Source organism: Gemmatimonadales bacterium (assembly GCA_036265815.1).
Taxonomy (GTDB): domain Bacteria; phylum Gemmatimonadota; class Gemmatimonadetes; order Gemmatimonadales; family GWC2-71-9; genus CAVVWJ01.
Map to the genome: position 1 here is coordinate 92123 of DATAOI010000087.1, position 22789 is coordinate 114911.

At 69.5% G+C, this 22789-nt stretch carries 19 protein-coding genes; 12 read left to right on the forward strand and 7 right to left on the reverse strand.

Translation table 11 applies throughout. The features are described from left to right. The first annotated feature begins 537 nt into the window (after positions 1-537). The 3 genes from VHR41_17460 to VHR41_17470 all read left to right on the forward strand — a co-directional run bounded on the left by VHR41_17460 (position 538) and on the right by VHR41_17470 (position 5631). On the forward strand, positions 538-855 hold the full coding sequence (locus VHR41_17460; protein HEX3235986.1) for an Ig-like domain-containing protein: 318 nt from the start codon (positions 538-540) through the stop codon (positions 853-855). Positions 856-931: 76 nt separating this feature from the next. Next, positions 932-3622, forward strand: coding sequence for a protein kinase (locus VHR41_17465; GenBank protein HEX3235987.1), 2691 nt, complete (start codon positions 932-934; stop codon positions 3620-3622). Between the two features lie 26 nt (positions 3623-3648). After that, positions 3649-5631, forward strand: a complete 1983-nt coding sequence (locus VHR41_17470) for a serine hydrolase domain-containing protein (protein ID HEX3235988.1) — start codon at positions 3649-3651, stop codon at positions 5629-5631. A gap of 27 nt (positions 5632-5658) precedes the next feature. On the opposite strand, the gene VHR41_17475 is transcribed toward VHR41_17470, so the two are convergent. Further along, positions 5659-6024 (reverse strand): hypothetical protein, encoded by a 366-nt coding sequence (locus VHR41_17475; protein HEX3235989.1) that lies wholly within the window; start codon positions 6022-6024, stop codon positions 5659-5661. A gap of 335 nt (positions 6025-6359) precedes the next feature. Between VHR41_17475 and VHR41_17480 the strand changes: the two genes are divergently transcribed. The 6 genes from VHR41_17480 to VHR41_17505 all read left to right on the forward strand — a co-directional run bounded on the left by VHR41_17480 (position 6360) and on the right by VHR41_17505 (position 12824). After that, on the forward strand, positions 6360-7646 hold the full coding sequence (locus VHR41_17480; protein ID HEX3235990.1) for a hypothetical protein: 1287 nt from the start codon (positions 6360-6362) through the stop codon (positions 7644-7646). A gap of 28 nt (positions 7647-7674) precedes the next feature. Further along, positions 7675-8004, forward strand: coding sequence for a hypothetical protein (locus VHR41_17485; protein HEX3235991.1), 330 nt, complete (start codon positions 7675-7677; stop codon positions 8002-8004). 19 nt (positions 8005-8023) lie between these two features. Beyond that, a complete protein-coding gene (locus VHR41_17490; GenBank protein HEX3235992.1) occupies positions 8024-8467 on the forward strand; it encodes a response regulator in 444 nt (147 codons plus the stop codon). Further along, positions 8464-9852, forward strand: coding sequence for an ATPase domain-containing protein (locus tag VHR41_17495; GenBank protein HEX3235993.1), 1389 nt, complete (start codon positions 8464-8466; stop codon positions 9850-9852). Before VHR41_17490 ends, VHR41_17495 begins: the two co-directional genes overlap by 4 nt. 2 nt (positions 9853-9854) lie before the next feature. After that, a complete protein-coding gene (locus VHR41_17500; GenBank protein ID HEX3235994.1) occupies positions 9855-11954 on the forward strand; it encodes an ATP-binding protein in 2100 nt (699 codons plus the stop codon). A gap of 180 nt (positions 11955-12134) precedes the next feature. Continuing rightward, positions 12135-12824, forward strand: a complete 690-nt coding sequence (locus VHR41_17505; protein HEX3235995.1) for a phosphoribosylanthranilate isomerase — start codon at positions 12135-12137, stop codon at positions 12822-12824. Positions 12825-13108: 284 nt separating this feature from the next. Here the strand turns inward: VHR41_17505 and VHR41_17510 are convergent, their stop codons facing one another. Then, positions 13109-14542, reverse strand: a complete 1434-nt coding sequence (locus tag VHR41_17510; protein HEX3235996.1) for a PLP-dependent aminotransferase family protein — start codon at positions 14540-14542, stop codon at positions 13109-13111. 145 nt (positions 14543-14687) lie between these two features. Here VHR41_17510 and VHR41_17515 point away from each other — a divergent pair, with 145 nt between their 5' ends. Next, positions 14688-16880, forward strand: a complete 2193-nt coding sequence (locus tag VHR41_17515) for a DUF5916 domain-containing protein (GenBank protein HEX3235997.1) — start codon at positions 14688-14690, stop codon at positions 16878-16880. 127 nt (positions 16881-17007) lie between these two features. Beyond that, a complete protein-coding gene (locus VHR41_17520) occupies positions 17008-17904 on the forward strand; it encodes a DMT family transporter (GenBank protein ID HEX3235998.1) in 897 nt (298 codons plus the stop codon). A gap of 87 nt (positions 17905-17991) precedes the next feature. On the opposite strand, the gene VHR41_17525 is transcribed toward VHR41_17520, so the two are convergent. Then, the gene (locus tag VHR41_17525) at positions 17992-18594 is read right to left on the reverse strand and encodes a hypothetical protein (protein ID HEX3235999.1); all 603 of its coding nucleotides are present in this window, start codon (positions 18592-18594) and stop codon (positions 17992-17994) included. Between the two features lie 245 nt (positions 18595-18839). Between VHR41_17525 and fdhD the strand changes: the two genes are divergently transcribed. Next, on the forward strand, positions 18840-19697 hold the full coding sequence (gene fdhD / locus VHR41_17530; protein ID HEX3236000.1) for a formate dehydrogenase accessory sulfurtransferase FdhD: 858 nt from the start codon (positions 18840-18842) through the stop codon (positions 19695-19697). Here fdhD and VHR41_17535 read toward each other — a convergent pair. From VHR41_17535 to VHR41_17550, 4 genes are read right to left on the reverse strand one after another with little or no spacing between them, the layout of a single operon-like run. After that, positions 19694-20767, reverse strand: coding sequence for an ABC transporter ATP-binding protein (locus VHR41_17535; protein ID HEX3236001.1), 1074 nt, complete (start codon positions 20765-20767; stop codon positions 19694-19696). The two genes, fdhD and VHR41_17535, sit on opposite strands and share 4 nt — an antisense overlap. Further along, positions 20745-21548 carry an ABC transporter permease gene (locus tag VHR41_17540; GenBank protein HEX3236002.1) on the reverse strand — a complete coding sequence of 268 codons (804 nt, stop codon included), beginning with the start codon at positions 21546-21548 and terminating at the stop codon, positions 20745-20747. Before VHR41_17540 ends, VHR41_17535 begins: the two co-directional genes overlap by 23 nt. Positions 21549-21559: 11 nt before the next feature. Then, complete coding sequence (gene modA / locus VHR41_17545) at positions 21560-22378, reverse strand: molybdate ABC transporter substrate-binding protein (protein ID HEX3236003.1); 819 nt, start codon at positions 22376-22378, stop codon at positions 21560-21562. Next, positions 22375-22767 carry a TOBE domain-containing protein gene (locus VHR41_17550; protein ID HEX3236004.1) on the reverse strand — a complete coding sequence of 131 codons (393 nt, stop codon included), beginning with the start codon at positions 22765-22767 and terminating at the stop codon, positions 22375-22377. Before VHR41_17550 ends, modA begins: the two co-directional genes overlap by 4 nt. Positions 22768-22789 lie beyond the last annotated feature (22 nt).

Below are 22789 nucleotides of genomic sequence, written 5' to 3' on the forward strand. Positions count from 1 at the left end.
GCAGCGACCTGCCGCGGCACGAGGTGACCTTCACGCTCGAGCCGAGCCAGTGCCGAGGCACATGCCACTCGGGTGCCCCACATCGCGGCGGTGGCCTGCTCTCGGACGACGAGCGTCACGAGCGCCGACTCGGCCACCACGGCGGCAGCAGCGCTGACCCCGGCTGGGAGCACGGGACGGTCGAGGCGCTTCAAGGCCTCCAGGGTCAGCGCCTTTCGGCCAGGCCCCGTGACACCGCTTCGGACAAGCGATTCGAGTGCCCCGCCGCCACGAGTCGATGCAGCAGGTGCAAGACTTTGCGCCCGCCGCCTCGCGTGATGCACACCCTATCGGGCCCCGAAATCCTTCCTTAATCTCTGATTACCACCCACACCCGGGGCCGCTATGAGGTACCGCTCCCAGCTTGTCCGCCACCTGGTCCTCCCCGGTGCTCTGCTCGCCGCAGGGGCGTGCGGGTCCGGCGATTTGACCCTGCCAGGAAAGGTGGCTCCTCCGGCGGATCTCCTTCCCGTCTCAGGCGACTCGCAGTCCGCCCGCGTGGGCGACCAAGTCCCGGTCCCACTGGTGGTGCGACTGGTAGATGAGCAGGGCAACGCCGTTCCCGGCGGCGCCGTCAGCTGGGTCATCGGCGACGGTGGAGGGAGTGTCTCGCCGGCCACCGCCGAAACCGACTCGGCAGGTCTGGCCTCTACCCACTTGACGGTTGGTCTATCGCCCGGAGCGAACACGGCGAATGCCGTGGTGTCGGGGGTGGACATCGTCACCTTCACCGCGAGTGCGACCGCGGCGGGAGGCGGGGGAGGCGACGGCGATGGACGCGGCGGGCACGGACACGGCGGGAAGGACGAGGATTGACCGGGAACCGGCACCCGCCACCTAGCCGTCCCGTCCCCTCCGCCCCATCTTGAAGCACCCCAAACCAAGACACCTGATGCCCGAACTGCTCGGCCGGCTCCAATCCGCCCTGACGGACCGCTACCGCCTGGAGCGTGAGATTGGCGCTGGCGGCATGGCCACCGTGTACCTGGCGGAGGACGTCCGCCACGACCGGCGCGTGGCGCTCAAAGTGCTCCGGCCCGAGCTCGCCGCCGTGATCGGGGCCGAGCGCTTTCTGGCCGAGATCAAGCTCACGGCCAATCTCCAGCACCCCCACATCCTGCCCTTGTTCGACTCGGGCGAGGCGGACTCCTACCTCTTCTATGTGATGCCGTTCATCCAGGGCGAGACCCTGCGCGACCGGCTCACCCGGGAGAAGCAGCTCCCCGTCGCCGATGCCGTGCGGATCGCCGGCGAGGTGGCCTCGGCGCTCGACTACGCGCACCGGCAAGGGGTGGTGCATCGGGACATCAAGCCGGAGAACATCCTGATCCACGACGGCCAGGCGCTGGTGGCCGACTTCGGCATCGCGCTCGCGGCCAGCAAGGCCAGCGGGGCGCGGATGACCGAGACCGGCATGAGCCTGGGTACCCCGCACTACATGAGCCCGGAGCAGGCGATGGGCGAGCGGGAGATCACCGCTCGCTCCGACGTCTACGCGCTCGGCGCCATCCTCTACGAGATGCTTACCGGGGAGCCCCCGTTTACCGGCAACACGGCCCAGGCGGTGGTGGCCCGGGTCCTGACCGAGAATCCTCGGCCGCTCACCACTCAGCGCCACACCATCCCACGCCACGTCGAGGCCGCGGTGCTGACCGCGCTGGAGAAGCTGCCGGCCGACCGGTTCAACACCGCCGCGGAATTCGCCGAGGCCCTGAAGGACAGGACCTACACTTCCACCGTCTCGCTCGAGGCAGCCGCCGGACCGGCCGGCCCGGCCGCGGGCAAGCGCCGGCGATGGAACCGCGCCACCCTGGCATTGATCGCCGCTACTGCCGCCGCTTCGGTCGCGGCCCTCTGGGGCTGGCTCCGCCCCGCACGGGCCGAGCCGCTGAGCCAGTTCAGCCTCGCCCTGCGAACGACGGAGGCGCTCCAACCGGCCGCCAACTCGGGCGGAGGCCGAATCGCCCTCTCGCCGGACGGCCGCCAGATGGTGTATTCCGGACCGGGCGAGGGAGGGAGCCGGCTCTGGCTCCGGCGGATCGACCAGCTCAGCGCCACCCCGATCTCGGGCACCGAGGGCGGGTCGAGTCCCTTCTTCTCTCCCGATGGCCGGCGGCTCGGGTTCATCAAGGGCGGCACCGTGGTGAGGATCGCCTCGCTGGAGGGCGCGCCCACGGTGACGTTGACCGACAAGGCCAACACCACGGCCGGCGACTGGGGCAGCGACGGGTACGTGTACTTCGAGGTGGACTCGGGCCTCGCCCGAATGCGGCCCACCGGCGGAGCCATCGAGCCGGTGTTCACCTTCAGCGCGGCGCGGAACGAAGTGGGGACGGAGTGGCCCTGCATCCTCCCAGACGCGAAGGGCATGCTCTTCCGGATGCGGCACGCGGGGCAGGGTCCGGCCGACTGGGACATCATGGCCATGGCGCTGCCGCACGGCCCGGCGCACGTGCTCACCCACGGCGTCTTTGCCCGCTATGCCCCGACCGGGCACCTCCTGGTGGTCACCTCCGACGGTAAGCTCATCGCCATTCCATTCGACCCAAAGAAGCTGGTCATGACCGGTTCTCCCGTGGCGCTGATCGAAGGCATCGGCGTGAGGGTGGGCGGCTTCAACGTGGACCTGGCCCTCTCGGCCACCGGGACCCTGGTCTACACAACCGGCGGTGCCCTGGTCTCGCGGCGCGGCTACTGGGTGACCCGCGACGGGGTGTCCAGCCCGGTGGATGCGGCGTGGGACCCGCAGGGCATCATCGACGGCATCGCACTGTCGCCCGACGGAAAAACTGTGGCGGTGGGGCTGGTGCGGAGCGGCAGGACGGACGTGTGGGTCAAGCAGCTCCCGACCGGTCCATTCTCCCGGATTACTTTCGGCGACACCTCTGCAGTGCGTCCGGTCTGGTCGCCGGATGGTCGCGAGGTGTTCTACATCAGCGATCGCGCGGGCTCGGGCGTCGGGGCGCCCTACGCTCACCGGGCGGACGGGACGGGAGCCGCGCGTCCGCTGGTTCGGACCAAGCTCGAGATCGGCCAGGTCGTGCCCTCGCGGGATGGCCGCTGGCTGGTTCTCCGAACCTCGGCGACGTCGGCCGGAGGTGACCTCCTGGGAGTCAAGAACGGGGACACGACCATGGCCCCCCTGGTCGCGACGCCCGCCGTGGAGTTCTACCCGGCGCTCTCGCCTGACGGACACTGGCTGGCGTACGCCTCGAACGAATCGGGAACGATGGAGATCTACGTCCGCCCGTTCCCCGAGACGTCGACAGCCAAGTGGCAGGTGTCCACCGCCGGCGGGGCCGAGCCGGTCTGGGCCAACAGCGGGCGCGAGCTGTTCTACATCAACGGGAAGAGCGAGCTGGTGGCGGCGGAGATCCGGCCGGCGGCTCCCTTCTCGGTCGGTGAGCAGCACGTGCTCTTCTCGATGGCGCCGTTCGTACGCTTCGGCTCGTATCCCTCCTACGCCGTCACGCCGGACGATCGCCGGTTCCTCATGGTGCGAGAAGGGGACGCGTCCCAGCAGGGCGAGCTGGTGTTTGCGGAGCATTGGCTGCAGGACTTGAGGACGCGGGCGCCCAAGTGATCCGTAAACACACCCCTGAGGTCGTTATGATCCGAACTTTTGCTATCGCGGCCGCGCTGTTTCAGCTCGCAGCCACCGCGGCCGCGCAGAGCTCGCCGGCCGGCGCACCGTCCAACCCGGAGCGCATGTCCCGCGACACTCCCAGGACCACCACCGAGGGCAACACCTTCGTCGCCCCCACAGGTTGGACCGTGGTCGTGCGTGGGAGCGCCACCGTGCTCCAGACGCCCGAAGACGGCTCGGCGATCGCGCTGGTGGACGTGCACGCGCCGAGCGCCGACTCGGCGGTCGCCCTGGCCTGGCGCGCCTACAAGCCGGATGCTGCATGGCCGCTCAAGGTGGTCAACGGGATGGCCGACAAGGACGGATGGACCGATCGCCGCGCCTACACCTACCAGACGTCACCCAACGAGAAGCGTGACGTGGGGGTCAATGCCCAGCGCGCCGGCGGCGTCTGGTCGGTCGCGATCTACGATATGGGCCAGGACGTCGGCGAGAAGCGTCTCGCCCAGGTCTCCCTGATCATGGGCGATCTGCTGCCTAAGGGATACACCCGCGAGTCGTTCGCCGGAAAGAAGGCCCAGCGGCTGACCCAGGCACGAGTGGCCGAGCTGGGCAGGTTCATCGAGACCGCGATGAAGGAGACCGGTGTGCCCGGCGTCGGACTCGGCTTGATCGAGGACGGGAAGGTGATCTTCGCCGGTGGCTACGGCGTGCGGGAGCTGGGTGGGACGGCGAAGGTGGACGGCAACACCCGCTTCATGATCGCGTCCAACACCAAGGCGATGACCACGCTCATGCTGGCCAAGCTGGTGGACGAGCGGAAGCTGACGTGGGACACGCCGGTCACGACTCTGCTGCCGTCGTTCCGCCTGGGCGATTCCGCCACCACCAGCCAGGTCCGGGTCAAGCACCTGATCTGCGCCTGCACCGGGCTCCCCCGGCAGGACTTCGAGTGGCTGTTCCAGTTCCAGGGCCTCACCCCCGAACGCGCGCTCGGCACCCTCGCCGGCATGCAGCCGACCAGCCGCTTCGGGGAGATGTTCCAGTACTCGAACCCCCTGGCCGGCGCGGCCGGCTTCATCGGGGGACACGTGCTCTATCCCGATCTCGAGCTCGGCGCGGCCTACGACAGCGCCATGCGAACCCGCGTGTTCGGTCCGCTGGGGATGCGGGCCACCACGTTCGATTACGCCGCCGCGCTCCATGGCGACCACGCGATGCCCCATTCACCTGACGTGGACGGCCGCCAGTCCGAGGCGGGGATGGAGGTCAACTACGCCATCATCCCGCTCCGTCCGGCCGGAGCCGCGTGGAGCAACGTGCACGATATGCTGGCCTACGTCGGCATGGAGTTGGCCACGGGCACCCTGCCCGGCGGCAAGCGCTACGTCTCGCGCGATGCGCTGCTGGCCCGCCGCGCCCCACAGGTCCCGCTGGGGAAGGACGCGAGCTACGGCATGGGCCTGATGGTGGACCGGCAGTACGAGGTCGAGGTTGTCCACCACGGCGGCGACATGGTCGGCTTCCACAGCGACATGATGTGGCTGCCGGGGCACGGCGTCGGCGCGGTAGTGCTGACCAACGGCGATCCCGGCTGGATCGTGCGGGACCAGTTCCGCCGCAAGCTGCTCGAGGTCCTGTTCGACGGGCGGCCCGAGGCGGACAAGCTGGTCGCCGCGCGAGCCAAGACGTTCTACGAGCAGCTCGCCGCCGAGCGGAAGCTGCTCACCATCCCCGCGGAGGCGGCCGACGCCGGCAAGCTCGCCGGCCGGTACCACAACGAGGCGCTGGGCGATATCGTGGTGACCCGCGACGGGGGGAAGACCGTCTTCGACTTCGGCGAGTGGCAGAGCGAGGTGGCGTCACGCAGGAACCCGGACGGCACGGTCTCGTTCCTCACCACCGCGCCTGGGCTCGAAGGGTTCGAGTTCGTCGTTGGGGCCGGCGCGAGGCGCACCCTGATCACCCGCGACTCGCAGCACGAGTACGTGTTCACCGAGAGCTGAACGCAGCCTCTGCAACCTCGGATGCGCTCACTGCTCCAACACCTGGGCAGTGGATAGCCCGGCATACTTCTCGATCACCAGATTGATGGCCTGGCTGGGCAGCGGCCGGAACGGTCCCACCCAGTAGCCGCGGCCGAAGTTCTGGACGACCAGAAAGAAATTGAGGCCCTGGACGCAAGGCGATTGCCCCGCCGGAATCTCGAAGGCGTCGGACCCCGTCACTCCGACGGTGCCCAGCCAACGGGCATCCCGGTCACCGCACATCAGGTACACGTCGACCGGGCTTCGATTGTGGCTGCGAACCCACACCGGTGTGGAGACCGGCTCGACGTGTCCGGGGGCAAGGGCGCATCCCAGCGATAGACACGTCGCCAACGCACCGAAGGCTTTCACCTGTTCCTCCTCTTCCTGGGCCTGTACGCGAATGAGCGCGGCCTCTCTGCCGCGACCTCCCGCCAGCCTACGGCACAGGTGTTCCATGGGCGTGATCTGAGTGTGATTTGGGCGAATCATCTCCGTTGCCGCTCCGGAAACGGCGGGTTACGTTGGATCCGATCGCCCGCATCGGGCTCCGCACCCACGTTCTGGTGGCGAGCTGGCCGCATGCCTGACGGCGGCGCAATCGAGCTCCGACTCCTCGGCAGTGTCTCCGTACGAGGAAGCCCCGGCGCGATTCCCTCCTCGCCCTCTTCTGGCCGGAGGTCGATCAGGAGCACGCCCGCACCTCCTTGCGGAAGGCCCTGCACTTTCTGCGACAGCAGCTCGGCGCCGACCAGATCACCTCGTCGCTACCCGCCCTGGAGGCCTTCATCGAAGGGGAGCGCGAGTTCAGAGCTAATCGGAGGGGGCCCGCGAGCGAAGCCTTTCAGTGGGCCGCCGAGCTGGACAGCAGCTTCGCCCTGGCCTGGTATCGCCTGGCCATGCTCGCGCCGACCTCGGCGCAGGCTCGCGATCTCCTGGCTCGGGCACTGCGCCACAGCGGTCGGTTGGGGGAGCACCAGCGCAGGCTGATCGAAGCGAAGCTCGCGTTCGTTCGTGGGCAGCACAAGCTGGCGGAGCAGCTCTACCGCCATATCCTGGCCGATCACCCAGATGATATCGAGGCCTGGGACATCCTCGGATGCATCATCTTCACTAAGGGCCAACTACTCGGACTCGCGTGGATCGACGCGCGGGAGCCAGACGAGCGCACACTCCGGCTCGACCCGCAGAGCGCCGGAGCGCTCTTCATGCTCGCGTTCATCGCGGCACGCGAGGGAAGACGCGTCGACCTCGACTCCTTGACCGAGCGCCTTCTCCGGCTCGAGCCAGCCTCCGAGTTCGCCGGCGATCTTCGCGGGCAGCGCGCCATTGTGTTGGGAGACAGCGCCGGGCTGGAGCGGTTCGTGGCCGACCTGAGGAGCCGCCCGGATCCCCGAGCGCAGCGGGGTGCCGGCCTGGTGACGCATACGACGATGAACCTGGCGGTGGGGCGGCGTCTCTGGAGCCTGATCGCCGCACCGTCCCGCTCGCCGGGGTTCCGGGCGCTGGCACACGTGATCCTGGCCAAGATCGAGCTGACCAACGGGCGGGAGCGTGCAGCGAAAGCGGAGCTCGAACGCGCGATGGCCCTGGATGCCCTCTCGGCATTCGAGCACCGCGTCTACTATGCCTTGATACCGTATCTCGACACCCCTCGGCGCGAGCTGCTGGCGCTCCGCGACTCCCTGGCACGATGGCCTGTGGGCAAGGTGCCTGCCGGTGGGGATGGACTCGCCGACCTGCATCGTTCGGTTCACCCATACCTGAGGCTCTACCTGCTCGGACTGCTGAGCGCGCGGGTCGGGGACGAGGGGCTGGCCCGGCGCTATGCCAGAATGCTCGAGCAGGTGGACAGCTCGGCGCCCGAGGGGGTGTTCACCCATGATCTGGCGCCGCTGGTGCTCCGAAATAGCCCGAGCGGGGGGCCGCGTACCGGAGGCCCTGGCCACGTTGGAACAGGCCAGCTTCTGGACCAGGCATTCTGCCAGCGATGAGTCCGGAGACTCGCCGGTCACTATCCGCATGCACGAGCGTTGGGCTCGCGCCGAGCTGCTGTACCAGCTCAAACGCTACGACGAGGCGCTCACCTGGTACCGTACGTTTATCTATGACTTCGTCTCCACCGGCCCCGCCCACTTCCGAACTGCCCAGATCGCGGAGATCCGGGGCGAACGTCAGACGGCCATCGACCACTACACCAGGTTCATCGAGCTCTGGCGCGACTGTGATCCTGCGGTCCTGCCAATGCGACAGGAGGCGGAGTCTGCCCTGGCGCGGCTGCGCGCCCGGCTCGCACCCGGCGAGGCAGCCAGGGTCGGGCGAGGAACGCCTTTCGGCCTTGCCCGCCGATAGTCTGGCGATACATTCGGGAGTGAGCCGAGACCCCGATTCCGCGCCCTCCGGCTGTTCCAACATCGTTCCCAGTCCGCGCGTGCTCATCCTGTGCGTCGAGCGGGACCCCCATATTCGCGAGCTGGAGACCTACTTCCTCGATCAGGCGGGGTTCGTCGTTCATTTCGCCGAGGACGGCGCACAGGCCCTGGAGCTCGCCCGATCGCTCAAACCGGCCATCGTCATCACCGAAATCCTGGTCCCTGGGCTGGACGGGCTCGCGCTCTGCCAGCGGCTCAAGACCACCCCTGAGACCAGGAATATCCCCGTCGTCATCTTCAGCCTCCTGGCGGCCGAAGCCCGAGCCCGCGAGGCAGGCGCGGAGGCCTTTCTCAGGAAGCCGCTCGCCGAGCACCGGCTGGTGCAGGTGACCAAGGACCTCCTCGGCCGCTCGAAGCCCGCGGCAGCTTCGGGATCGGCATGACCGGCGACGGCATGCGCCGGGTGAGCACCGGCAACGCGGGGGCGGACTCGATTCTGGGCGGCGGGTTCATCGCCAATTCGGTGAACATCATCATGGGCGCGCCCGGCACGGGCAAGACCCTGTTCGCCCAGCAGCTCGCGATGCACAATGCGGACCCGGAGCGGCCGGTCCTGTACCTCACGACGCTGTCGGAGCCGCTGCCCAAAGTGGTGACCTACCTGCAGCAGCTCGGCTTCTACGACGAGCGCAAGATCGGCACGGCGGTCCGCTACGAGGACCTGGGCGAGGCCCTGGCGGAGCATGGTGTCAGCGCGATGGTCTCGCGCCTGCGCGACGCGATCAAGCAGCTCTCCCCCAGCATCATCATCGTCGACTCGTTCAAGGTGGTCCACGATCTCTCGACCTCGCCCGGCGAGCTCAGGCGGTCCCTGTCCGACGTCTCCGGGCTCCTGACCGCCTACGATACCACCACGTTTCTCCTGGGCGAGTACACCGAGGAGGAGGTCGTCCGCTACCCGGAGTTCGCCGTGGCGGACGGGATCGTCGAGTTCGCCCGGCGCAAGCGGAGCAGCAGCGATGAGCGCTATGTGCGGGTCTCCAAGCTTCGTGGCGCCTCCTACAGTGAGGGCCTCCACGGATTCCGGATCAGCAGGGGTGGGCTGGAGTTCTTTCCCCGCCTGGTGTCACCGGAATTTCACCGAAGCTACAGCCTCTCCGCCGAGCGGATCTCGACCGGGATCGCGGGCCTGGATACGATGCTCGGCGGAGGCCCCTGGCGGGGAAGCTGCATGCTGGTGGCGGGGCCGACTGGCGCGGGGAAGACCACGACCGCCATCCAGTTCTGCCTCGAGGGCGTCCGCCGGGGCGAGCCCATTCTCTACCTGAACTTCCAGGAGAACCCGACCCAACTGGCGCGGCTCATCCAATCGCTCGGCGGCTTCGCCGCGAGCGCCGCGGGGCTGTGGCACGCGATGTACGCCTCTCCGGTCGAGCTCCAGATCGACAGCCTGATCGGGCACGCGTTCGTGCAGATCCAGGAGGCGGGCATACGCCGCGTGGTGGTGGACGGGATCGCTGACCTTCTCGGCGCCTCGGGCGATTCACAACGGGTGCACGACTACATCTACGCGTTCACCCAGCACCTCGCGCGGAGCGAAGTGACGTCGCTCCTCACCATGGAGACCGGCATGGGCGTGCGCGGCCGCGCCGGTAGCCTGACGGAGCAGTTCCACTTCAGTGCCCTCACCGACTGCATCGTGCTGTTGGACGTCGAGGCCACGGACCGCCTGCACCGGACGGTGTGCGTGCTCAAGGCGCGCGGCACCGCCCACGACCTGACGATCCGGGAGATGGACATCACCCCGGACGGAATTCGGATCGCTTGAGCATGGCCCAGCCTTCACTGCCCCTGCTGCAGGGCGAGCCCGCCGACCTCCTCCGGGCCCTGACCCAGATCAGCCACGCGGTGAGTAACGCGGTCTCGCTGGAGCCGATCATGCAGCTCGCGGCCGAGCAGGCCGCCGTCCTGCTCGGCGCCGACCGATCCGTGCTCCTGCTCACCGATGACGCTGGGGGGCTTCGTCTCCGGGCATGGTACGGGCTGGAGCGCGCCGAGCCGGCGTCGCTACCGGGGCCACTCAACGAGACGCTGATCGCGCAACTGGCCCCGGTGCTGGGCGAGCCCTCCCCGGAGACCGTGCTGGCGGTGCCCCTCGTCGTTCGCGGCCGGGTGACGGGGCTCATCGCCACTGTGCTCGACCCGCGGGTGGAGTCGTCCGCACCGGCCGAGGTCATCCTGACGGCGCTGGCCGATCAGATGGCGGCGCCGCTGGAGAACGCGCGGATGGCCGAGGAGGTGCGGCAGGCGCAGCTTCTGCTCGAGAATGCCCGCTTGCAGGATGCGGAGCGCGTGGCCAGGCAGGCGGCGGACGAAGGGCGGGACGTGCTGCAGGCGTTGCTGGAATACATCCCCGAGGGCATTACCATCGCCGACGCCCCGGATGCCCGGATCCGGCTGGTGAGCCGCTTCGGCCTGGACTTGCTGGGGCGGCCCTGGCACGAGGTCCACGGCCTCTCCGCTGAGCAGCAGGCGTCCCTGGTGCCCATGTGCCGCCCCGACGCGGCCCACCCGGCTCCGGCCGAGGAGCTTCCGCTGGTACGCGCCATCCGGGGAGGGGTGGTGCGGGGGGAGGAATGGCTCCTCTGCCGTCCCGACAACTCTCGCGTGCCGCTCCTGTGCGACGCGGGCCCGATCCGCGACCAGGCGGGGACCATCACCGGCGGCATCATGGCCTGGCGCGAGATCAGCGCGCACAAGCGGATGCAGCAGCAACTGGCGCAGGTCCAGCGGTTGCAGGCGGTGGGCAAGCTGACCGGTGGCGTCGCCCACGAAGTGAACAACATGATGACCGTGGTGATCGGGTTCGGCCGGTACGTCCTGCAGAAGCTCGCGCCGGAGCATCCCCGGCGGAACGACGTCGAGCAGATGGTCCGGGCCGCCAGCCGGGCCGCGGGGATGACGAAGCAGCTCCTCGCGTTCAGCCGGCAGCAGGTGCTCCGGCCGTCAGTGATCTCGCTGGAGCAGCTGGTCGAGCAGCTCGCGCCGCTGCTCCGGCAGCTCGTCGGCGCCGACAAGCGGCTCGAGCTCCGGCTCTCGCCGGAGCCGCTGCACGTCCTGGCCGACCCCAGCCAGCTGGAGCAGGTCCTGATCAACCTGGTGGCCAACGCACGGGACGCGATGGGTGCCGAGGGGCAGGTCACCATCGAGACCCGCGAGAGGCTGCTGGACCAGAGCTCCGCCGCCGCGCACCCGGAGGCGACGATGCCGCCGGGCAGGTATGCGGTCGTCCTGGTCACCGACACCGGGGCCGGCATGGACCCGAGCACCCAAAGCCGTGCATTCGAGCCGTTTTATACCACCAAACCGGTGGGCGAGGGTACCGGGCTCGGCCTCGCGATGGTGTACGGCATCATCAAGCAATCCGGGGGCTACATCTGGCTGGACAGCGAGTTGGGGCGGGGCACCACGGTCGAGGTCTACTTCCCGCTCAAGAGCCCGGGCGAGCGCGCGCCGCCGGCTCGGGACCCTCACCCGGCGCGAGGCGGGCACGAGACCATTCTGGTGGTGGAAGACGAGCCCATGGTCCGCCACTTCGCCCGGCGGAGTCTGCAGGCACTCGGCTATCGCGTGCTGGATGCGGAGTCGGCCAGGGAAGCGCTGGCGATCGTCGAGCAGGCCTCCCCGCCGGTGGATCTGATCCTCTCCGACGTGGTGATGCCGGGGCTGGGTGCCAAGGCGATGGTCGAGCAGGTTGTCCGCCTGCAGCCCACGATGCAGGTCCTGTACATGTCGGGATACCCGGGCGACGACGTCGTGCGCCGGGGCCTGCTCAGCCCCGACGCGCCGTTTCTGCAGAAGCCGTTCACGCCTGAGGACCTCAGCCGCAGCATCCGGAGCCTGCTGGACCGCGCCCGGGAGTCCCGCTGAGCGCAGCGAGCGGCCATACCCCAGGCACCGTCTCGTTCCTCACCACCGCGCCTGGGCTCCAAGGATTCGAGACCGAGGACTGACCGCGAGCCTGTGCCCTCCGCCGCGGAAGCGTACTCGAAGCCACCAATCTCGCACATCCGAAGAGGCCACCGCCTGAGCGTTCCCCTCGAGATCCCGGTGATTCAAGTCGCCGGCGTCCGCGACCGCGCCGAGGCCGCCCTGCTCCAGGAGTGCGGCATCCACTATCTCGGCTTTCCGCTCCGGCTGCCGGTGAACCGGGAGGACCTCACCGAGGCGGAGGCCGCAGCGATCATCTGCTCGATCCGGCCGCCCGCGCGTGGGGTCCTCATCACTTACCTCGACCGGGCGGAGGCGATCGCCGACTTCTGCCGTAGCATGGGCGCGAGGGTGGTGCAGCTACACGGCGACGTCCCGGCGCCGGAGCTGGCGCGCCTGCGCGAGCTGGACTCGGAACTCACGATCGTCAAGAGCCTGGTGGTCGGGCGCCATCCCGTCACGGTGCTCGAGCGACTCGCCCTGGAGCTCGCGCCGCTGGTGGACGGATTCCTCACCGACACCTACGCGCCCGAGACCGGCGCGTCGGGCGCCACCGGGCGTACGCACGACTGGGCGGTGAGCCGCCGGCTGGTGGAGCTGTCCCCGCGGCCGGTGATCCTCGCCGGCGGACTCACGCCGGCCAACGTGCGGGAGGCGATCGCGGCGGTGCGCCCGGCCGGCGTGGACGTGCACACCGGCGTCGAAGACGCGAGCGGGCGGAAGGACCGGACCAAGCTGCTGGGGTTCGTGGCGGAGGCGAGAGCGGGGTTTGCCCGCGCACCCTGGAGCGCTCCTGGGCGGAGAGGCTAGGGAGAGCTTGCCCGTCCGTCGTTCATCTCAGTGGCGCCCAGGTGGTGATCGGGGGCACGGGCCGGTTCGAGGGTGCGGTTTCGGTGGTGACGGTGAGCGGAGGCTTCGAGATGAGCGGAACGATCATCTACTGACCAGTCCAGCAGGAGAAAGCTCTGTACCAGGGCAGGGCCTCCGTGTAACGCCCGAGATGGGCCTTTCGCCTGTGTCTATTAGGTCAGCCATTAAGCCGACTAAGGTGTGCGATAATGGGCACTGGCAGCAAGCACCTATTCTGAGCAGCGTCAACCAACGCCGGCGGGTCCCTCGCCGCCGGCGCCCGCCCGCGCACCCCGCACTGCAGCGGCCAGCTCCCCAACACCCGCACGGATCAACGCCTCGGAGATCCGCCCGTACCCCAGCAGCAGCAAGGACGAATCTTCGGCCCCGTCGAGGTAGTAGTCGCTGAGCGCCGTCAGCGCGACTCCGCGCCGCCCGGCCTCGGCTCGGATCACCCGCCCCTGATCGCCAGGCTGCAGCTGGACCGTGACGTGGAGTCCCGCCCGGATCCCATGCACCCGCACCTCGGGGAGCGCTTCGGTCAGCGCCTCCACCAACACATCCCGCCGGGCCCGGTACCGCGCCCGCATCCGCCTCAAGTGCCGGTCCAGCTCGCCCCGAGTGAGAAAGTCGGCGAAGGCGTGCTGCTCGATCCGCGACACCCCGAAGTCCACTTGCCGCTGCTGCCACTGCATCGGCCCCAGCAATCGGGGCGGCACCACCAGCCAGCCCAGCCGCATCGCCGGCGCGAGCGTTTTGCTCGCGGTGCCCGCGTACACGATGCGCTCCGGATCCATTCCCTGCAGCGCCCCCACCGGGGCCCGGTCGTACCGGAACTCGGCGTCGTAATCGTCCTCGATGGCGACGGCTTGGCGCCGGCGAAGCCAGTCGAGCAGCGCCCCGCGCCGAGCGCCGGACATCACCGCGCCGGTGGGGTACTGGTGCGCCGGCGTCACCAGCACTGCGTCGACATCCGTCTGGTCCAGCGCGTCCACCCGGAGCCCTTCGCCGTCCACCGGTACCGGCACCAGCTCGAGCCCGGCGCTGGCGCAGGACACCCGAACCTCCTCGTGGGAGGGATCCTCCACCGCGACCCGCTTCGCGCCGGTCGCCACCAGTGCGTGACACAGGAGTGTTCGACCCTGGCACCAGCCACTGGTGACGAACACTCGGCCCGCGTCGGTCACCACGCCCCGCACTCGGCCCAGGTAGTCGCGGAGCGCCAGCCGCAGCACCTCGCTGCCGTGCGGATCGGTGTACCCGAAATCGGCGTTCCGCATCCCGGCGAGCGCTTCGCGGACGGAGCGGAGCCAGGCGGAGCGGGGGAAGGTGGACAGGTCGGGCGAGCCGGGCCGGAAGTCGTAGCGCGGCTCGGCGACCGGTTCGGGACGCTGAGTGGTGGGCGGCTGGCAGGGTCCCGCGCAGCCGGTGACGCGCGGCCGGGCGCCCGGGCGGAGCTCCAGGTAGCCCTCGCCGGCAAGCTGTGAGTACGCGTCGACCACGATAGGCCGCGAGATGCCGAGCTCGCGGGCCAGGTCGCGGGTGGAAGGTAGCCGGACGCCGGGGCGGAGGGTCGCGTCCCGGATCGCCTGGCGGAGCTGGTCCTCGATCTGGCGGCCGAAGGTCCGGGGGCTCTCGCGGTTGACAGCTACGAGCAGGTCGAGCGGCCGACTGGTCAAGTTTCTTGCTCCTTAACTGGATCTTCTGTCCTGACCAGTCTGCTCCTAATTTCGGTGCATGTCAAGCGCGTCCGTCTCCCTGACCCCGAGCGCAGCGAGGGGGAAGGGGCCCGACCTGCGTCATGGCCGCTTCGCTCCGCTCGGCGTGACAACCGTCATCCTCCTGTTGCTCGCGACCCCGGCCCCGGCCGCCGCGCAACGCCCCGACGCCGTCTGGCCGCTCCCCCGGCTCCAGGGTGAGATCCGGGTAGACGGCCGGAGCGACGACCCCGCTTGGCGGGCCGTCGCCCCGGTGCCTATGTCGGTGTACCTCCCGACCTACGGCGCCGCGCCCACCGAGCGCACCGATGCCCGGGTCGGCTACGACTCCGATGCCATCTACGTGATGGTGGACGCCTGGGAGGCGCACCCGGGCGGCGTGCGCGCCAGCTCCATGATCCGCGACGACGACTCGCCGGGCGACTTCGTCAACGTCCTGCTCGACACCTTCGGCGACCGGCAGACCGCGCTCAGCTTCAGCACCACGCCGGGCGGGCAGCGGAACGACTGGAGCATCAGCAACGACGCGCGGGAAGACGGCTCGCTGAGCCCGGCCTGGAACGGCGTCTGGGACCTGGCGGTGCGGCGCGGGCCGGACGGCTGGCACGCCGAGTATCGGATCCCGTTCACCACACTCCGGTTCACCACCCGGAACGGCCGCGCCGAGCTGGGGTTGAGCCTCAACCGCCTCACGGCGCACTCCAACGAGCGGGTCACCTTCCCGGCCATCAAGCCCTCGGCGGCCAACGCGCTGTGGAAGCCGTCGCGCTGGCAGCGGGTCAGCATCGAGAACATCAGCATCGCCCGAAGCCTCCGGGTGATGCCGTACGTCATAGCCGGCTCCGAGGGGAGTCGCGTGCCCGATCCGGTGCTCTCGCCCTGGCACCGCGATGAGCGGTTCGAGGCGGGCGGCGACCTCAAGACCGCGCTCTCCCCCAACCTCACCCTCGACCTCACCGTCAACACCGACTTCGCCGAGGCCGAGGTGGACGACCAGCGGGTGAATCTCACCCGGTTCCCGCTGTTCTATCCCGAGCGGCGGGCCTTCTTCGTGGAGCGCGCCGGCACCTTCGAGGTGAAGACCGGCGAGACGGATCTCCTGTTCAACAGCCGCCGCGTCGGCCTCACGGCCTACGGCGAGCCCGTCCGCCTGCTCGGCGGCGCGCGGCTGGTGGGGCGGGTCGGCGGCTGGGACCTCGGCTTCTTCGACGCGCACACCGGCCGCACACCCGCGGGAGCGCGGGAGAATCTGGGCGTGCTGCGCGCGCGGCACCCACTCTGGAACCAGCGCTCCTGGGCCGGCCTCATGCTCACCTCGCGGGTGACGCCGGACTCGGGCCAGGTGGCCCTCGGCGCCGACGGCGAGCTCTACCTGGGCGGCGACGACTACGTCGGCTTCGCGCTGACGGCGCTCGCGGGAGACGCAGGTCCAGGTCTCGACGACGGCGTGCTGCCCCGCGGGGCGCTCCGACTGCTCGCGGAGCGCCGCCGCAACCGGGGGATGTGGTATCGCGCCGGCGTCGCCACCACCGGCGCCCGGTACACGCCGGCGTTGGGCTACGTCGAGCGAGGCGATGCGATCCAGCCCCTTGCGGAGCTCGGCTATGGGTGGGTGGTATCCCCGGCAGGACACCAGGTGCGCGCGAGCGTGGCGTCGGCGTTCGCCTATCGCAACGCGGCGGGCGCGTTCGACGGATCGACCGCGTCCGCCGTCCTGGAATACGAGCGGCCGAGCGGCACGCTCTGGACCCTCACGGTCACGCGCCAGGAGGACGACTTGGTGGTGCCGTTCACGCCGGTGCCGGACGCCTCGGTACCCGCGGGGCGATACGTGGCCGGGTACGCCGAGCTCAAGCTCAAGGCGTCGACCGGACCGCGCGCGGTGGTCGGCGGGACCGTGCGCGCTGGGGAGTATTACGACGGCACGCTCTACTCACTGATCCTCTCCCCTGAGTGGCGCGCGTCGGCACACCTGCGGCTTTCCGCCGATCTGGAGCTCGATCGTCTGGACTTCCCTGTGCGTGACGAGCGGGTCTGGTCGCCGCTGGCACGCCTCCGCGTGCTCGCGTCGGCAAGCCCAAGGCTCTCGTTCAGCGCCGTGTTCCAGGCCAACGGCACGGCCGACCTCGCGACCGCCAACCTGCGGCTACGCTACTCCGTGAGAGAGGGGCACGACCTATGGCTGGTTTACAACCACGACCAGAACCTCGACCGCAATCGTTGGTGGCCCGACACCCGCATTCCGGGCACCGCGCGATCCGGCTTGTTGGTCAAGTACACGAGGAGCTTCGGGCGGTGACGACGATTCGAGCACAGCTCGAGCGGCTCTGGCTCTCGCTGCCGCGGCTCCAGCGCGAGTGCCGCGTGGCCATCGGCGTCCTCGGCCTGTACTGATGTTGCTTGGAGTGCCAAGAACGGAGTCCTTGATGGACTGGATCCTCCTGATCGTCCCCGGCGCCATCTGGGGCGCGTCATTCCTCTTCATCGCCGAGGGCCTGGAAGCCATGGGCCCCAATGGCGTCACCTTCACCCGCATCCTGGTGGGCTTCCTCACCCTCGCCCTCTTCCCGGGCTCACGTCGCGCGATACGCCGCGAGGACTGGCTCGGCACTGCGCTCGTCGGCGTGCTGTGGATGGCATTCCCGTTGAGCATGTTTCCCTACGCCGAGCGGCATGTCTCCTCGGCACTCACGGGCATGTTGAACGGCGCGGTGCCGCTGTTCATCGCGACCGTCGCCGCGGGCATGGCGCGCCGGTGGCCGTCGCAGGGCATCGCCCTGGGGCTCGCGGTCGGCCTGGCCGGGGCGCTGCTGATGGGGCTGCCGGCGCTCGGCGAGGGCAGGAGCACCGCGCTCGGCGTCCTGCTCATCCTGGCGGCGCTCGTGTCCTACGGGTTCGCGCTCAACATCGCCCGGCCGGTCCAGCAGCGGAACGGTGCGCTGCCGGTGATCTGGCGGGCGCAGGCGGTGGCACTGGTGCTGACCGCGCCCCTCGGCCTGCCGGAGCTGCTCCAGGCGCGGTGGTCGGCCGGGCCGCTCTTCTCAATGCTCGCGCTGGGCGCGCTCGGCACCGCCGTCGCCTACGTGCTGACCGTGATGGCGGCCGGTCGCGTGGGCGCGACCAAGGCCTCGGCCACGGCCTTCCTCATTCCGCCGGTGGCGTTGCTGCTCGGTGTGCTTGTGCGGGGAGAGCGCGTCGCCGGGCTGTCGGTGGTCGGTGGGGTCGTGTGCCTGGCGGGTGCCTGGCTGATGCGCAGGGCCCAGCTCGAGTCCGCGGTCCGCGCCACGCCCGCCGCCAGCCAGCCGGTTCGCCCAGCCGCGTAGCGCGTTTGTCTCCCTGAGCGACGCGAAGGGGCCAAAACCCAACGCCTGACCGCTTCGCTTCGCTCAGCGAGACAAACGCCCCCGATCTCACCCTCCGTGATGATGCCCTGCGGCCGCCTGGGCGCCGGCGTTGGCGCAGCTCACCTTGGGATTCCACGGCGCGAAGGTCCCGCTCGGGTTGTGCCGCCCCGCATAGATGTGGAGGCCCCAGACCCCGAACTCCGGCACCTGTGCGAACTCCTGCCCCAGCAGCGTCGGCGGGGCGTCGGTGGCCGGGTGATCGGCGAACGGCACGATGTACTCCACGCCCACCAAGCGCAGCTTGCCGTTCTTCTCCGGCTCGTACAGCAGCAGCTCGGGCTGGAGCAGGTCGACGACGCCCCCGTCCTGAATGAACGCCAGGTTCCCGTAGTGGAATCCCATCGCCCCGGTCCCCGGCGTGCTCGGCAGGTCACCCGACTTGAGGCAGGGAGTGATCTGGGTGGACCAGCCCGCGTCCGAAGCGGTCTGGAAGTCATGGAAAGGTGCCAGCAGCCGGCGCAGTTGCGCGATCTGGCTCGCGGTCGAGGCGCTGAAGGTGGCCGGCGCATCGACCGCCGACACCCCTTCGGGTGCGAGCGTGCCCGAATGATCCTCGCAGGCGAGAAGCATGGTGACGAGGCCAAGTGTGACTGGGATACGTGCGCGCATGGATACACTCCTGACGAGAAGGGCGATCAGCTTGTTTGGGACCGATCACGTCAAAAATCGTGTTCGGGAACCGGATTGTGTTAAGGAGATCGTAATTTGAGCGTGAAAGGAGACAAGGGAAGGCCTGGCCACCCGCTTTGATCTCCCTGTCGAAGGCGCGTAAGTTCTTCCTCCAAGGGGTTTTGGGGTATTATTCAGGGTGGGGCCGATCCGCACCAGTGCGCCCCCGAGGAGCCGGTGTGCCGATGAACGCTGACTTATCGCAGATGGAGGACCCGCTCGGCCTCATGCGCCTCGGGTATAGCGGGCCACTCCTCGAGCTTCACGCCCGGCGCTGGCAGGATGGCCGCTCCTCCGAGCAGCTCGAAGTCATCGCCGAAGAGACTCCGGTGGCCATCGTGTACAACGGCATCCCGCATGTCGTGATGATGGCCACCCCCCAGGACCTGGAGGATTTCGCGCTCGGCTTCAGCATCACCGAGGAGCTCATCGCCACGCCGGACGATCTCCTGAAGGTCGAGTGCGTTCGCTACAGTCAGGGCCACGAGATCCAGGCGACCGTCACGCCCAGATCCGAAGAGATCATCGCCGGCCGAACCCGGCGGCTCACCGGGCGCACCGGGTGCGGGATCTGCGGCGCCGACAGCGTCGCGGCCGTGCTCAAGCAGCTCCATCCGGTGGGGGACGCCGCCTCGATCCCGCCCAGCGCCATCTCCGTGGCGCTCGAATCCCTGGTCTCGTGGCAGACCCTCAATGCGGCCGCCGGGGCGGTACACGCCGCGGGTTGGGCCGGCTTGGATGGCGCGATCCAGGTGGTCCGGGAGGACGTTGGTCGGCACAACGCACTCGACAAGCTGATCGGCGCCCTGCTCAAGCGGGGCATCGACCCCAAGAGTGGCTTCGTGGTCGTCACCAGCCGGGCCAGCTTCGAGATGGTCCAGAAGACGACGGTGCTCGGCGCCCCCCTGATGGCGGCGGTGTCCGGCCCCACCGGTCTCGCGGTTCGCATCGCGCAGCAGGCCGGTCTCACCCTGGTAGGATTCGCCCGCGGTGGCCGGCACACCGTGTATACCCACCCGGAGCGACTCGGGTCTTCAGGCTAGCTGTAGACCCGCACCCCGGTCGCCTTGAATGCCGCGTGGACCTGCATTCCCTCGTGGAGCCCGAGCGCCGCGACCGCTTCCGGCGTCACCTCGGCCACCAGCGCCGGCCGGGTGTCCAGCACCACCCGCACCCGCTCACCCCCGGGTGGCTCAGGGATGATCTCGCGCACCGCGCCGGAGAACACGTTCTGCGCGCTGCCCCCGGGAGTGGCCCCGAACAGGGTGATCTCGCGGGGGCTCACCGTGAGATAGACGCTCCCCGGTCCGGTTGACTCCTCGATCGTAACCATCCCCTCCGCCGTCCGGATGGCCACCCTGGACCCCGGGATCGAATCCCCCAGCCGGCCCACGAACAGATTGGTGCCCACCAGCTCAGCCACGAAGGGCGAGCGCGGATAGCGGAGCAGCTCCTCGCGCGACCCCGCCTGCGCTACCCGTCCCCCCTCCAGCACCACGATGCGATCCCCGAACAGCAGGGCTTCCACCGGACTGTGGGTGACGTAGACCGTCGCGCAGCTCAGGCGCTGCAACAGGGCCCGCAGCTCCCCGCGGACCACCCGGCGGGTCTGCAGGTCCAGGGAGGACAGCGGCTCGTCCAGCAGCAGCAGGCGGGGACTGAGCACCAGCGCGCGGGCCAGCGTGACCCGCTGCTGCTGTCCCCCGGACAGCTGTCCCGATGGCCGGCCGATGAGCTCCGGGATCCTGACCAGACCGAGCGCCTCCTCCACCATGGGCCGGATGCGCCGTCGGTCCACGCCCGATGCCCGGAGTCCAAAGGCGACGTTCTGGTAGACCGTGAGGTGGGGGAACAGGGCGTAGTCCTGTGCCACGTAGCCGAGGTCCCGGCGCCACGCCGGCAGGTGCAGGCCCGCGGCCGGGTCGTCATAGCGCTGATCGCCCAGCGTCACGAAGCCCTGGTCCAGCCGGTCGAGACCGGCCAGGAGGCGGAGCGCGGTGGTTTTCCCCGCGCCACTCTCGCCGACCAGAACGGTCGTGCTCCCGGCCGGCGCCTGGAAGGCGAGGTCCAGGAGGAACGGGTGGCGCCGCTTAACCAGTCGGGCGTCGAGCACGAGCGGCCAGCGCAGCCAGCCGCCAGGGGCTGAGCCGGATGGACAGCAGCACGGCGAGGGACACCACCAGCAGGAGGACCGACAGTGCGATGGCCGCCTCCAGGTCGGTTTGCAACGCGAGGTAGACCGCCAGCGGCATGGTCTGGGTGATACCGGGCATGTTCCCGGCAAAGGTGATGGTCGCGCCGAACTCGCCCAGCGCCCGGGCCCAGCTCATGGCCGCGCCCGCCAGCAGGGCAGGGGCGGCGAGTGGGGCCATGACCGACAGGAAGGCGTAGCCCGGCGGGGCGCGGAGCGTGGCGGCGGCGTCGAGGTATTTCCGGTCCACCTCGGCGAATCCCGCGCGCGCCGCGGCGACAAAGAACGGCGCCGCCACGAACGACTGCGCCACCACCACCCCGAGCGTGGTGAAGGGCAGGCTGATCCCCACCGCGCCGAGCGCTCGCCCGGCCAGGCCGGCCCGGCCGAATGCGGTGAGCAGGGCTACGCCGGCCACGGTTGGCGGAAGCACCATCGGCAGATCGATGAACGCCTCGAGCACGCGTTTGCCGCGAAACTCGGAGGTGGCCAGCAGGAAGGCGACCGGAAGACCGAGGAGGACGACCATGACGGTCGAGGCGAGACTGGTGAGCAGGCTGAGCCGGAGCGCCTGGAGGATGAGCGGCTCCCCCAGCCTGGCGAGCAGGGTACCCGGGGGAACCCGCAGCACCAGGCTGAGAATCGGGAGGCCGAGCAGCAGGATCAGCCCGCCGCCCAGTGCCACGCCGGCGACGCGCAGCACCAGGTTTCGGGTCAGGGCTGGGCCGCGGCCGGTGCGGCGGCGGCGGCGGGCAGGAAACCGTCGTGCTGGAAAACGCGTTGTCCTTCGTCGCTCGCGACCAGCTCCAGGAACTGCCGCGCCGCGTCGGGGTTCCGGGCCGACTTGAGCAGGGCGATCGGATAGCTCGCAATGACGTTGTAGACGTCGGGGATCTCGAACACCCGCACGTAGCGGGAGACCGCCCGGGTCACGTCCGAACGGTAGACCATCCCCCCATCGGCCTCGCCGAGCTGCACCTTGGCCACCACGCTCTTCACGTTCTCTTCCTGTGACACCACGTTGGCGAGTACCCCGCGATCGTATCCCGGCGGGAAGCCCGGCGCGGCGGCCAGCTTCTGGAGCGCCTCCCGGCTGTACCTGCCGGCCGGCACCGCTTCGGCGGCCAGCACCAGCTTGGTCCCGCGCCGGGCCAGGTCCTGCAGGCTCCCGATCCGGGCCGGATTGGTGCGCGGCACGATCACGACCAGCCGGTTGCGCGTGAAGACCGAAGTCTCGCCCTCGGTCAGCCCCTTGTCCTTGACGTAGTCCATCCAGCGCTGGTCGGCGGAGGCGAACAGATCCGCCGGGGCGCCCTGCTCCAGCTGGGCGGCGAGTTGCTGCGACCCGGCAAAGTTGAACTGCACGGTAATGCCGGGGTGGCGCTGCTCCAGAGACCGGCCCAGCTCACGGAACGGCTCGGTGAGCGAGGCGGCGGCATACACCGTGAGTGCGGCGGGCGCACCCGTCGCGGGGCCCGTGATGGGGATCGCCAGGCCCAAGGCGGCCAGCGCGGCCCGGAGTAGAGCGCTCATGATGTGCTGCCCTTCGCGATCATCACTTCGGTGGACTTGATGACGGCGAACACTACCTCGCCGACCTTGAGCCGCAGTCGCTCGGCGGAGCTTCGGGTGATCACGGCAACCAGCTCCTGGTCCGCCATCTGGATCCGGACCTCGGCCATCAGGCCTTCGATGTTGAGTCCCGCCACCCGGCCGCGCAGTTGATTTCTGGCGCTCAGATCGAGCCCGCCCGCCTCGGACCGGGGCTCGGTCCCGAGGGCGGAGTCGAGATCCCGCTCATCGAACAGCCATTTCCGTCCCACCCGGCGGCCCGGCAGCTTGCCGGCCCGGGCGAGGGCCTGGATGCGCTTGACGTTGAGGTGGAGGTACGAAGCGGCCTGATCGGCATTTAAAAGTCCCATAGTAATCCTTATGATACTTGCG

What these genes read in the sequence shown, in the direction of transcription:
- VHR41_17500 (HEX3235994.1), top strand. Translation starts at nt 9,855, where the DNA reads ATGGCCCAGCCTTCACTGCCCCTGCTGCAGGGCGAGCCCGCCGACCTC.
- VHR41_17465 (HEX3235987.1), top strand. Translation starts at nt 932, where the DNA reads ATGCCCGAACTGCTCGGCCGGCTCCAATCCGCCCTGACGGACCGCTAC.
- VHR41_17550 (HEX3236004.1), bottom strand. Translation starts at nt 22,767, where the DNA reads ATGGGACTTTTAAATGCCGATCAGGCCGCTTCGTACCTCCACCTCAAC.
- VHR41_17525 (HEX3235999.1), bottom strand. Translation starts at nt 18,594, where the DNA reads ATGCGCGCACGTATCCCAGTCACACTTGGCCTCGTCACCATGCTTCTC.
- VHR41_17485 (HEX3235991.1), top strand. Translation starts at nt 7,675, where the DNA reads ATGCACGAGCGTTGGGCTCGCGCCGAGCTGCTGTACCAGCTCAAACGC.
- fdhD (HEX3236000.1), top strand. Translation starts at nt 18,840, where the DNA reads ATGAACGCTGACTTATCGCAGATGGAGGACCCGCTCGGCCTCATGCGC.
- VHR41_17495 (HEX3235993.1), top strand. Translation starts at nt 8,464, where the DNA reads ATGACCGGCGACGGCATGCGCCGGGTGAGCACCGGCAACGCGGGGGCG.
- VHR41_17520 (HEX3235998.1), top strand. Translation starts at nt 17,008, where the DNA reads ATGGACTGGATCCTCCTGATCGTCCCCGGCGCCATCTGGGGCGCGTCA.
- modA (HEX3236003.1), bottom strand. Translation starts at nt 22,378, where the DNA reads ATGAGCGCTCTACTCCGGGCCGCGCTGGCCGCCTTGGGCCTGGCGATC.
- VHR41_17470 (HEX3235988.1), top strand. Translation starts at nt 3,649, where the DNA reads ATGATCCGAACTTTTGCTATCGCGGCCGCGCTGTTTCAGCTCGCAGCC.